The organism is Nitrosomonas limosa (assembly GCF_054188085.1).
Genome location: NZ_CM135180.1, coordinates 2,385,090 through 2,397,440 on the forward strand (window position 1 = coordinate 2,385,090; position 12,351 = coordinate 2,397,440).

General features: G+C 49.3%; 8 protein-coding genes. 4 read left to right on the top strand and 4 right to left on the bottom strand.

All coding sequences use genetic code 11. The annotated features are described in order from the left end of the window. The first annotated feature begins 383 nt into the window (after positions 1 to 383). Positions 384 to 650 (top strand): hypothetical protein, encoded by a 267-nt coding sequence (locus tag ACV7NC_RS11050; RefSeq protein WP_458152624.1) that lies wholly within the window; start codon positions 384 to 386, stop codon positions 648 to 650. Positions 651 to 673: 23 nt separating this feature from the next. On the opposite strand, the gene ACV7NC_RS11055 is transcribed toward ACV7NC_RS11050, so the two are convergent. Genes ACV7NC_RS11055 through ACV7NC_RS11065 form a run of 3 tightly spaced genes read right to left on the bottom strand, consistent with a single transcriptional unit; the run spans position 674 to position 3,162 of the window. Further along, positions 674 to 2,266: a hypothetical protein gene (locus ACV7NC_RS11055; RefSeq protein WP_458152626.1), complete on the bottom strand. Its 1,593-nt coding sequence runs from the start codon at positions 2,264 to 2,266 to the stop codon at positions 674 to 676. A gap of 23 nt (positions 2,267 to 2,289) precedes the next feature. Continuing rightward, positions 2,290 to 2,691 (bottom strand): Cu(I)-responsive transcriptional regulator, encoded by a 402-nt coding sequence (cueR, locus tag ACV7NC_RS11060; protein ID WP_458152627.1) that lies wholly within the window; start codon positions 2,689 to 2,691, stop codon positions 2,290 to 2,292. 9 nt (positions 2,692 to 2,700) lie between these two features. Beyond that, complete coding sequence (locus tag ACV7NC_RS11065) at positions 2,701 to 3,162, bottom strand: DUF4396 domain-containing protein (protein ID WP_458152628.1); 462 nt, start codon at positions 3,160 to 3,162, stop codon at positions 2,701 to 2,703. Positions 3,163 to 3,635: 473 nt separating this feature from the next. Here ACV7NC_RS11065 and ACV7NC_RS11070 point away from each other — a divergent pair, with 473 nt between their 5' ends. The 3 genes from ACV7NC_RS11070 to ACV7NC_RS11080 all read left to right on the top strand — a co-directional run bounded on the left by ACV7NC_RS11070 (position 3,636) and on the right by ACV7NC_RS11080 (position 9,940). Then, the gene (locus ACV7NC_RS11070; RefSeq protein ID WP_458152629.1) at positions 3,636 to 5,897 is read left to right on the top strand and encodes a CHASE2 domain-containing protein; all 2,262 of its coding nucleotides are present in this window, start codon (positions 3,636 to 3,638) and stop codon (positions 5,895 to 5,897) included. A gap of 239 nt (positions 5,898 to 6,136) precedes the next feature. Then, positions 6,137 to 9,586 carry a TonB-dependent receptor domain-containing protein gene (locus ACV7NC_RS11075; RefSeq protein WP_458152630.1) on the top strand — a complete coding sequence of 1,150 codons (3,450 nt, stop codon included), beginning with the start codon at positions 6,137 to 6,139 and terminating at the stop codon, positions 9,584 to 9,586. 15 nt (positions 9,587 to 9,601) lie between these two features. Next, complete coding sequence (locus ACV7NC_RS11080; protein WP_458152631.1) at positions 9,602 to 9,940, top strand: hypothetical protein; 339 nt, start codon at positions 9,602 to 9,604, stop codon at positions 9,938 to 9,940. 179 nt (positions 9,941 to 10,119) lie between these two features. Here the strand turns inward: ACV7NC_RS11080 and ACV7NC_RS11085 are convergent, their stop codons facing one another. Continuing rightward, a complete protein-coding gene (locus ACV7NC_RS11085; RefSeq protein ID WP_458152632.1) occupies positions 10,120 to 12,177 on the bottom strand; it encodes a sodium-translocating pyrophosphatase in 2,058 nt (685 codons plus the stop codon). Positions 12,178 to 12,351 lie beyond the last annotated feature (174 nt).

The following is a 12,351-nucleotide window of genomic DNA, read 5'->3' on the forward strand; positions in this document are numbered from 1 at the left end:
TGTTAACTAGCCCATCATTTCAAATGAGCTCCCATGATGTTTAATGGCTCAGAAACATAGCAAGGCTAATCATATTTCAATTGTCTTATTTCGTCGTCGAAATCCACAACACCTAATAAATTGCAGTGCATAAAGTAACACCTTCACTCGTAAGAAAATAGAAGGTACAGCTGGTTTAATTGTTTTCATCATCCGCGAAAAGATAACAATTAAAAACGCCTATAACTTATCTAATTCAGCCATAGCGGCTTGAAAAGTTATCTTATGAATAAGCTGGCTGCGATATTGCTTCATTTCCATATTGTTTCAGAGGTTTCGATTTTTAAACCTCCATAGTAAGTTGATCTCATTCTGCCTACATGATGCCTACACAGAATCATAAAATGAAAAAGCACTTAGGCAATTATGCGCTAAGTGCTTATTTTTTGGTGGGTCTGGCTGCACAGCAATGGGGTCACACAGCAATGGGGTCAGACTCGATAGGTCTTTTCGGCGTATGTTGTACTACCGCATGGTGCATTGCGCTGCGCTTAATGACATCCTACTTGCGTGCCACCCGCCGCAGCGGAATCCCCTTCACCATCGCTACCTCGCCTGAAATTCGATGTTCATTATCGGCGATGCCTGAATTTGGCAAATCGAATCTGTAAAAACTGCTGATTGGTCAATGCGATTAACTGGTTTGCGTCAATTCATGCAATTGCTGCTCATAGCGAATTATTTTTAACTCGTTACCGGCTTCTCTCGCCGCTTGGGCTGCGCGATACAGCGCATTGCGGCGGTTTGGGGTGCGCTGCAGCGAGGCTTCCAGTTCCTTCAGTCCGGCGGCAGGCTGGTTCAGCGTCAGCAGCAATTCGCCGAGCAATTCTCGTGCAGGAATGATGGCGCCGGGGGTGACGTTGTCTTTCTCGGTCGAGTCTTCCAGATCGGCGGATGCGCGCATCAATCGCAATGCCTCTGCGGGCCGATTCTCGGCAGCCGCGATCCAGGCGGCAACCGCCAAGCGTTGAATTTCGATTTGATCGGCGGTGTAGTTTTTATCAGCGGAGCGGTCTCTATCGCGCAATGCTTCCAGACGTTTCAAGCTGTTTTTGGCGTCTGCGAGGTTACCGGTTCTGGCGGCGCCGACCCCCTTGGCAAAATGGATAATCGCTTCGCACCAGCCGAATCGTTGCCACGGGAAGTCCGCTGGCTGGATGCTCAGTTTTGCCGCCTCGTACCAGTCACCGCGTTCGACCGCGAAGCGCGCCGGAATAGCGGCATAGGCATAGGCAACCGTGGTATTTTGCGGTTGCGCGTTATGAATGGCTTGCAGTTGTTGCACAATTTGCCGGGCTTTATCGGTTTCAGCCATTTGTAAATATGCGTACAACAGATAGTCCATGAAATGAAAGCGCTGATCCCAGTGATTATCCGAAGCGTTCAACCGTGCGTGTTCTTGTGCAGTCTCGTACGCCACCCAATTGGATTGCGCTGCATCCGGCCATTGGCCGAGGCGGATAAAGATATGCGATGGCATGTGCAGGGCATGCGGCACGGCGGGAGCGATTTTCGTATACCCCCGGGCGGCATCGAGTCCAAGTTCCGCCAGTTCCGGGTAATCGCTGCTGTGGATGATGTAGTGCGCGACGCCGGGGTGTTGCGGCTCGTCCTTCAAGATACGCTGCAGCAATTGCAGCGCTTGTTTTTGCCTGGCAAAGGTTTTGTCATTCGGCGAAGCATTTGAAATCAGCGCCAGCGCATAAAACACCGCCGCTTCATGATCGTCTGGAAATTCTGCGACGATGCGTTGCATCGCTTGCTCATACGCCAGCTTCCGGGCGCTATAATCGTTGCTGGTGTTCGCCGGATACAATGTTGCGGCAGCTTCCAAATAGGCTTTCTCACGCGCGGTTTGAACATTTAATGACTGTGCTTGCTGAATGGCGTCCCGCCCTTGCTGTAATTCGCCAAGGCTCGGAGTCGTGGCCCACAATTGCTGGTAAAGGCTCATGGCGATGCCCCAATAGCCCATGGCGCATTGAGGATCGGCAATGGTGACCTGGCGGAAGGTTCTTTCGGCTTCGTCGTACCAGAACGAATGCAGCATCGCCACAGCCTGGTTGAATTGTGTTTGTGCAACAGGCGTGCAGGAAACCGGAAAGTTAACTTTACCGAGTTTTTCCTGATCGAAGCCCCCCGCATGGTGATGATCATCATCGGCAAGAGCCACTCCGGTCAGTAACAGCAAGCTTGCGGAAATAAAAAAGCGTGTCAGTGATGTCATAGTCAATCTCCAAATTATAGGGATCAGCGGCCGGTATCGTCACCGGCCAGATTATCAAGTATTGGACATTGCGGGCGCTCATCGCCGTGGCAATGCGCGACCAATTGCGTTAATGCCTGCGCAATCGATTCCAGTTCGGTGATGCGCGTTTGCAAATCAGCCAAATGCGCTGCCGCCAGTTGTTTCACCTCGCGCGCAGGCCGTTGCTGGTCCTGCCATAGCGATAGCAGTTTTTTGATTTGCGCTGTGCTGAATCCGGCATCTCGCGCCCGGCGTATGAAGCGCAACAGATGTATGTCGCGCGCCTGATAATGCCGGTAACCGGCTAATGAGCGCGATACTTTCGGAATCAATCCGATCGCTTCGTAGTGACGGATCATTTTGACTGATACGCCGGAAGCGCTTGCTGCTTGTCCAATGTTCATTTCGTCCTCTCAATGATGACAGTGTGCCAGCGCATGTCCGCGACCGCGTGCTATTAGCCAACGGTTAAGCGGAAAAGCGGCGATACCGGCGATTATCAGCGCAGCCAACAGACTGCTCCAGAACAGCCACGAATCAAGCGGCGCATCCATCGCACCCGGAATGATCACCATCAACAGATTATCGACGATTTCCATGATCGTGATCGAAGCCGTATCCGCGGCGAGTGCAATTTTCATCGCGGTTCGAAGCGGGTAGCCGCCACGCAGCATTGGTAACATTGTAAGCGCATAGCCGGAGAAAAAGGCGAGTAAAACTGCCAGCACAATGGTTTCGGTATTACTCCAACCGAGCACTGTTCCGATTACCATACCTGCAACTTCGCCGATGGCGCAACCCGATAAACAGTGCAGAGTGGCGATTGCTGCTATCTCATTGAGCGATGGGTTTTGATGATGTAAATGAGTTTTCATGTTGAGCTCCAAAGGAAATGCTGATTAATTGACTATACGAGCGAATCACTTCGTTGCGCGGTACTCGCCCCCTCGCCTATCTTGTTGATATGTCTCGGTTGCTGTGTGCCGTGCGCCTCGTGCTTCATCTCGTTCGCCGAATTAATCAGCGTTTCCCTAAGTGATGAGTTAAAGGAGTCTCGATCATGATCCTTGCCATGATGGGAAGGTCAAGGGGAACGTTGATTAATTGCCTGCGCAAGCGATTTGCTGTGTCGGGTGGTGCTCAAAAACTCGTCTATCCTATCGATATGTCTCGTTTCTTGCGCTCCATCCGCCTTGCATCTGATCTTGCTCGGTGAATTAATCAGTGTTTCCCAAGCAGATTTTTTCTGAGGATGTCGATTTAATTTCTCAGTCGACATTCCTTAAAATGACGGCATAGCGGAATGATGCTAATCTGAGTTTCCAATTATTAGTCACAAATAACAATTATGGCCATTTGGCTTAAACACCTTTATCTGGGCGTTTTTATCGGTTTGCTGGGCGTTATGGTTTATGTATCTCCCGCAGGTCTCTGGCTGGAAGAGAAATATGGGCTGTATTGGCTTTTTCACCTACGCGGCGCGGTGACAGCGCCCGAGAAAGTCATGGTTGTGGCGATCGACCAATATTCTGCAACGCAATTGGATTTACCGCTGACGCCACGGTTGTGGCCGCGCAATTTACATGCGCAACTGATAGAGCGGCTCACGCAAGCCGGTGCGCGCATTGTGGTATTCGATCTTATTTTCGATAAACCAGGGGAGATCATTGCGCATGATGAACAGCTTGTTGCCAGTATGGAAGCGGCAGGCAATATTGTTCTGGTGGAACGCTTGGTTCATGACGACAGCGCGTTTTACCCCGATTTGCAGGAACGGAACGAACATCGGGTAACCAAAGAGGGGCCGATTCAGTTGCTGCCGGCGGTAGCAAATGCGATTAAGGCTCATGCTCCGTTCCCCTTGCCTAAATCCGCAAGGGTTGATCATTATTGGGTGTTCAAAGCCGATGCCGGAGATATTCCGACAATCCCCGCAGTGGTTTTTCAGCTGGTTACAATGCCGCTTTACGATGATTTTGTGCGGCTGCTGCATAAGGTAAATCCAGCGTATGCCGAGGCACTAGCCATTCGAGAAGAAACAACGATTGATATCGAAGACCTCATTTTTTCTCTGCACGATCTATTCAGTCACGATCCTCAAATCGCTGCCCGCTTGCAAGCGGAATTAAATCGCGATTCCGTTCTGGATTCCACTGACAAGCAAACGATCCAGGCATTGATCAGTTTGTATTCGGGAGGGGATACGCGATACCTGAATTTCTATGGCCCGCCGCGCAGTATCAAAACTATTTCATATGTTCAGGCATTACACGGTAAAGGCGGCAATGCCGGCGACATGCAATCCGAAATCGATGATTTTAAGGATAGTGTGATATTTGTCGGTTTCTCGGCTGCAAATCAACCGGAGCAAGATGTGGTCCGGGATGATTATCATACGGTTTTCTCGAATCCGGACGGGCTCTACATCAGCGGTGTCGAGATTGCAGCAACGGCATTTGCCAATTTGCTGGAAAACAGGCCGATTAGACCACTCTCCCGGGTGGGAAGCTTGGGGTTATTGTTTGTTTTTGGTTTTGCGTTAGGCGTCATTTTTTTAATCCGGCAGAAACAGGGCGTAGCGATTGCCTGTACGGCGTTGGTACTGCTTTACGTAGGTGCTGCGTATTATTACTTTAAAGATGCCGGCATTTGGTTGCCTTTGGTGAATCCGCTTTGTGTGCAGATACCCGCGGCATTCTTTTGCGCCGTATTGCTAAGATATTACGAAGCTAAGCTCGATCGTCAGCAGCTGAAAGAAGCATTTGGCTACTTTTTGCCGGAGCGAGTTGTCAACGACATCGTCAAAAATGCGGGCGCCATGGCATTTTCGAATCAATTGGTTTATGGCGCTTGTCTGGCGACTGACGCGGAGAAGTATACCGCGCTTGCGGAAAAGCTTGAGCCGCAGCAGCTGGCGAAACTGATGAATGATTATTATGCGGCTTTGTTTGAGCCTGTCAGGCGGCATCACGGCATTGTTTCCGATGTGGTTGGAGACGCGATGCTGGCTATCTGGTCAAAGACTTCATCGAAAACCGATCTGAGAAAAGAAGCCTGCTATGCCTGTCTCGATATTGCAGCGGCCATCGATCACTTTAACCAGTTCAGTACGCATTTACCTTTGCCGACGCGGATAGGTTTGCATTTCGGTGAGATGCTATTAGGGAATATCGGTGCGCTTCATCATTACGAATACCGTGCGATCGGCGATATCGTCAATACGACTAACCGCATCCAGGGCGCCAACAAATATTTGGGTACCCGCATTCTAGTATCCAGCGAAGTGATCACAGGGCTGGACGAATTTCTAACGCGTCCGCTTGGTGATTTTCTCTTAATCGGAAAATCAACGCCGGTTAATTTGTTTGAATTGATGACGCACAGAGATTCAGCCAGTGAGCGGCAATTATGGCTATGTGAAACTTTCAGCCGAGCTTTAAATGCCTACCAGCGCCAGCAGTGGGGAGAAGCCTCCGAAGGTTTTAATAAAATACTGGATGCAATGCCCGAAGACGGTCCTGCCCGTTTTTTCTTGGCTGCTTGTCAGCAATATCGATCGACTGTTCCAGCCGATTCATGGGATCCGACTATACGCATCAGCAACAAATGAAGCGGTTGATTTTCTGTTAAAGCGATTTATGTGAGTTTTGTCACAGGCAGTTAATGCGATCCCGCCTAAAATTCGAGTTAGTTTGATTATTATCAAAAGATTAAATATCCAAGCTAGTGCCAAGGTTATTTCTCTCGTATAATTCGGATTCTGTCTAAAGAGGGGTTTTGTAAAAGCGCTTTCCTTTGGACTGAGGGCCACGCATCACAACATACTTCAGATCTGGAAGAATAACAATAATGAGACCGAGCCAGAGCATTAAGCCTAACTTAAGTTACCGGAATTGTCTGGCGCGCTTACTGGCTGTTGTTTGTTTGTCCGTCATGCTGCTGACGGGCGCTGATGAATCTTTCGCTGGAGAAGCTTGTGAACCGGCTGTGGCAGAGATTATTTCAATTCAAGGAATCATCGAATTGCGTCGTGCTTCCAGTTCAACCTGGCAAGCGATGACGCTTCATACCGCTATCTGCCCGGGCGATAGTGTTCGTGCCAGGACGCACAGCCGCGCGGCATTTTTGCTGAGCAACGCGAGCGTGCTGCGGTTGGATCAGAAAACCAGTATGACTTTTTCAAAACCGGAGAACCCGGAAAAGGTCCGTTCGATACTGGAATTATTTTCTGGCGCTATTCATATCATTACGCGCACGCCGAAACCTTTTAAAGTCAGAACGCCGTTTGTCAATGCGGGTGTCGACGGTACCGAATTTTTTGTCGGCGTCGATGAAACCAGTACGCAACTGGTGATTTACGAAGGAAAGGTTACCGCCAGCAATGAACAAGGCAGCTTGGTGCTGGAAGATCATCAGGCCGCAATTGCTACGCGCAACGCTGCGCCGCAGCGCGTAACTACTATTAATCCGACTGATGCGGTGCAATGGGCGTTGTATTATCCGGTAATCATCGATTATCAACTTGCTCAATTGACCAATGAATTGGCGCTACATCCGGAATTGAGGCAGTCGGTCGAGCTTTATCAGCAAGGTAAAACATACGAGGTGCTGTCAATACTCGAGAACATCCCAAAGAGCGATTCCGGCATTAATCTCCATTTATTCCAGGCTGGACTGTTATTGGCAGTGGGGCAGGCCAGCGAAGCCAGAGTGGAGATTGAAGAGATACTTCGCACCCGACCGGATAATAGTGATGCGCATGCTTTATTAGCAATGATTGCAGTCGTTCAAAATAATAAAGATCGGGCGCTGGAACTTGCCACGCGTGCCGTTACCTTAAAAGGGGATTCTCCGGCTGCAAAACTAGCGCTTTCTTATGCGCAGCAGGCGCATTTTAAAATAGATGATGCGCTGGCAAGCACTCAGCAAGCCATTGCAATCGATCCGGACAATGCGCTGGCGTGGGCGAGATTGGCCAAGCTGCAAATGTCGCATGGGGATCTCGATCGTGCGCTAGATGCTGCACAACGTGCGGTCAACTTGAACCCCCGTTTTGCCAGGACAAAGACAGTCTTAGGTTTTGCACAGTTGTTGCAGGTGCGGACAGAGCGAGCCAAGGCTGAATTTTCTGAAGCAATCGCATTGGATCAAGCTGATCCGATGCCAAGGCTGGGGATGGGGTTGGCGCTTATCCGTGAAGGTGAAATCGACGCTGGCCGGGTTGAGCTGGAAATAGCGGCTAGTTTGGATCCTGCCAATTCCTTAATTCGCAGTTACCTGGGTAAAGCCTATTTCGAGGAGAGACGCTATCCGCTGGCCGCTACACAGTTTGATTTAGCTAAGGAAAAAGACCCGCAAGATCCAACGCCATGGTTTTATGACGCTATCCAAAAGCAAACGCAAAACAGACCGGTCGAGGCTTTGATGGATTTGCAGAAATCCATCGAGCTCAATAATAACCGTGCAGTATACCGGTCGAAATTCTTGCTGGATCAGGACGAAGCCGCGCGCGGTTCAAGTCTGGCGCGGATTTATGATAATTTGGGATTCGAAAAGCGCGCGCTGGTGGAAACGGCCAAATCGCTGAGCATCGATCCGGCGAATCACTCTTCGCATCGTTTTCTTTCAGATGCTTATGCGAATATTCCGCGGCATGAAGTGGCGCGCGTCAGTGAGTTATTGCAAGCGCAGTTATTGCAACCTATTAACGTGAATCCGGTACAACCGCATTTGGCGGTCGCGGATCTTAACATTATCAACAATACCGGTCCGGCCAGAGCAGGATTTAATGAATTTGCACCGCTGATGGAGCGCAACAAGCCGCAACTGGTTGCTTCCGGGGTTGCCGGCAGTAACAGCACGTTTGGAAATGAAGCAACGCTTTCGGCGGTTTATGACAAGGCGTCGATCAGCCTTGGTCAGTATCACTTCCAATCCGATGGGTTCCGTCCCAATAATGATCAGAATCATAATATCTACAATGCTTTCGCGCAGTATGCACTAACCCCGAAATTGAATGTCCAGGCTGAGTTTCGCAGGCGAAATTCGGATCACGGCGATTTGCTGCTCGATTTCAATCCGTCATTCCATTCGCGAGATCGGAGGCAGTTGGATCAGGATACCGCTCGTGGCGGTATCCGCTATTCGCTCTCTTCCAAGCAGGATTTTCTGATTTCTGGTATTTATTTTGATCGTCGCGAGAATACGGCACATCCGGCGGAACTGATGAAAATCGCGGGGATTCCGTTCGATGTTCTCTTTCCCTCATTCAATAACAGGCTGAAAGATCAAGGTTATCAACTGGAAGGACAATTTTTGCACCGGGATAAATTTATGAATCTGGTGACCGGCGCCGGCGCTTATGATATTGATGCGAAGCTTCGATGCAATGGTGATGTGTGTTCTTCCAATACCGTGAATTTCACCCGGGAACGAGAAAATGCCTATTTTTATTCGAATCTGAATTATTTTCAGAATATTAATGCAACCTTGGGAGTGAGTTACGATGCTTTCAGAGATGCTGTCAATCAGAATTTTGACGCGGTAAATCCGAAGTTCGGATTGCAATGGGATCTTACGCCTGGTCTTCGGCTGCGGTTAGCTTGGTTCGAGGCGGTGAAATCCGCGCTGATCGCGAATCAGACGCTGGAGCCGACGCAGGTAGCCGGATTTAATCAGATGTTTGACGATTTGAACGGCACACGATCGAGGCGCATGGGCGCCGGATTGGATGCTGCTTTTAGTAAAAATATATACGGCGGCATGGAAGTATCGGATCGGGATCTGAAAGTTCCTTACCTCAATGGCGATTTCAGGCAATTTGCCGGTGAGCAGCAACAGGAAAGGCTGTATCGCTCGTATTTGTACTGGCTGCCGCACGCGCATTGGGCGGTTAACGGGGAGTTCCAGTACGAACAATATGATCGTGCCGCAGTCACTGTGAACGATCCCAACAAACCTTATGAAATCCACTCGCTCAGCGCCCCGTTTACAATCAATTATTTTCATCCGACCGGGTTTTTCGGCAAAGTTAGCACGACCTATTTGCAGCAGAGCTTGAAGCGTTTGCCGGATGCAGATCCTCGCCTGGCGGAAGGCAATAGTGATTTTGTGCTGCTGGATACGGCGCTGGGTTATCGATTACCCAATCGCAGGGGAATTCTGAGTTTTGAAGGAAGAAATCTCAGCGATGAGCAGTTCTACTATCGCAGCTATAACTTCCAGTTTAACGAGATGAATACTTCTTCCCGTTTCATTCCGACTCGTACGTTCTTTGTACGCCTTACTTTAAACTATTAATAAAGGAGTTTTGAAATGTCTAAACCATCTATTCCTGCTGCTGCCTTAAATGCGCTAAAGAGTGATGCCGGTATCAGCGACGTCGTTGTAATGTTGTGCATCGATAAAACCGGTAAAGTCCATCAACTGAAAGGAGCAGGCGTGAATGACAGTGACCAAACGGCCGCTCGTCCACTTACAACCACAACAACCGGGGTTCAGACCATCAGCATCGTCGAACATGCGGAGCCATCGGCAGCCACTGCTGCTGCGTCACTCAATCCGGCAGGTGGCCTCGGAACCCCTCCAGTTGCGAGTACGCGTCCTTGTAAAACCATTATCATTGGCGGTTCATCGGTTACCTATTGCTGGTAGATTTTAGTTCTTGTTTGGAAAATTAGTTAGTATGAGTCGGATCCGGGAACCGAAGTAGATTTTGCATTTTTCTCATTGTTATTGGCGCGGCATCTTTTGCGTGCAATGCTTACCAATAAAACAAAAAAGCACATCAGATTTCTGATGTGCTTTTTTTATTACTGCTTAAAACAATCGGATTACAGCAATGGAATAATTAGCAATGCCACGATATTGATAATTTTAATCAATGGATTGATTGCTGGACCAGCGGTGTCTTTGTAAGGATCACCCACGGTATCACCGGTTACCGATGCTTTGTGAGCTTCGCTGCCTTTGCCGCCAAAATGACCATCTTCAATATGTTTTTTAGCGTTATCCCAAGCACCGCCACCGGTTGTCATTGAAATTGCAACAAACAAGCCGGTTACGATCGAACCCATCAATACGCCGCCCAATGCTTGCGGTCCCAGAATTACACCCACCAGCAGCGGAATCAATACCGGTAGCAACGAAGGAATCATCATTTCCTTAATGGCGGCCTTAGTGAGCATATCCACTGCACGGGAATAATCCGGCTTGGCTGTGCCTTCCATGATTCCTGGGATTTCTTTAAATTGACGACGTACTTCGATCACAACAGAACCTGCCGCACGTCCAACCGCTTCCATCGACATCGCACCGAACAAATAAGGAATCATACCGCCGATAAACAGACCGATAATGACCATGTGGTTGGATAAATCAAACGATAACTCCAATCCAGCATGCTCCAATGCGTGGGTGTAGTCGGCAAATAATACCAATGCCGCCAAACCAGCAGAGCCGATTGCATAACCTTTGGTAACCGCTTTGGTGGTGTTACCAACGGCATCCAGTGGATCGGTAATGGCGCGAACTGAATCCGGCATTTCCGACATTTCGGCGATACCACCGGCGTTATCGGTAATCGGACCATATGCATCTAATGCGACGATGATACCGGTCATTGATAACATCGAGGTAGCTGCAATAGCGATACCGTACAAACCCGCCAACGCATACGCCAGCAAGATGGTGATACAAACAGCCAGCACCGGCGCAGCGGTAGCGCGCATTGAAACGCCGAGACCTGCGATGATGTTGGTCGCATGACCGGTGGTCGATGCTTCAGCAACGTGTTGTACCGGCGGAAAATCGGTTGAAGTGTAATATTCGGTGATGACAACCATCAGTCCGGTTAACACCAATCCAAGTGCAGCCGCCAGGAAAACGCGCATAACCAGCATGCCGCCCGCAACTTCGGTACCATCAAGATCCAACGACATGCCGCTCATGAACCAAACTGTCACGGGAAGATACGCCAATAATGCAATACCGCCGGCAACTGCCAATCCGCGGTAGAGCGCATTCATAATCTTGCCGCCTTCGCGCATTTTGACGTAGTAACAACCGATAATCGATGCAACAATTGAAACCGCACCCAGCATCAGCGGGTAAATCACGGCGTCGATCGCATTCGCTGTAAACAACAACGCGCCCAAAATCATCGTAGCAATGATGGTAACAGCATAAGTTTCGAACAAGTCAGCGGCCATACCGGCACAATCGCCAACGTTATCGCCTACATTATCTGCAATCACTGCCGGATTACGAGGGTCATCTTCAGGAATACCGGCTTCTACTTTACCTACCAGATCCGCGCCAACGTCTGCGCCTTTGGTGAAAATACCGCCACCCAGACGCGCAAAGATGGAGATCAGCGATCCGCCAAAGGCAAAACCTACCAGAGGTTTAATGATATCGCTGACTGCCTGATCGGCATCCGCGCCGTTGAATAACATCGCGCAGTAACCAGCCACACCCAGCAGACCAAGCGCGACAACCAGCATACCGGTTACCGCACCACCCCGGAAAGCAATCGCAAGTGCTTCATTCAATCCGACACTCGCTGCTTGGGCTGTACGGACGTTCGATTGCACCGATACCGTCATTCCCAGGAAGCCTGCGGCACCGGAAAGAACCGCACCCAGTGCGAAACCAACAGCCGTATCCCAGCCTAATGCCAGCCAAAGCGCGAAAAACAAGATAGCGCCAACCATCCCAATCGTCATATATTGACGCTTGAGATACGCGGAAGCGCCTTCCTGAATCGCTTTTGCAATTTCTTGCATCCGCTGATTACCTGTAGATTGTTCAAAAATGCCCTTAATCCATATACCACTGAATACAAGGGCTACAATCGCGCTAATAATTGCGATAACTAAACCACTAGCCATAGAGAACTCCAATTAAAATCAGACCATAAAAAAGAGATGTGAAATCTTGGCCTCATTAATTTCACATTATCAACCACTTATTTTCAGACTAAAATCAAAACGTATTTTATCTGTTCTTGTTCGTTGAGTGCATCAAATATTTATAAAATTTAGATCGTTAGGTAATTGCATTTA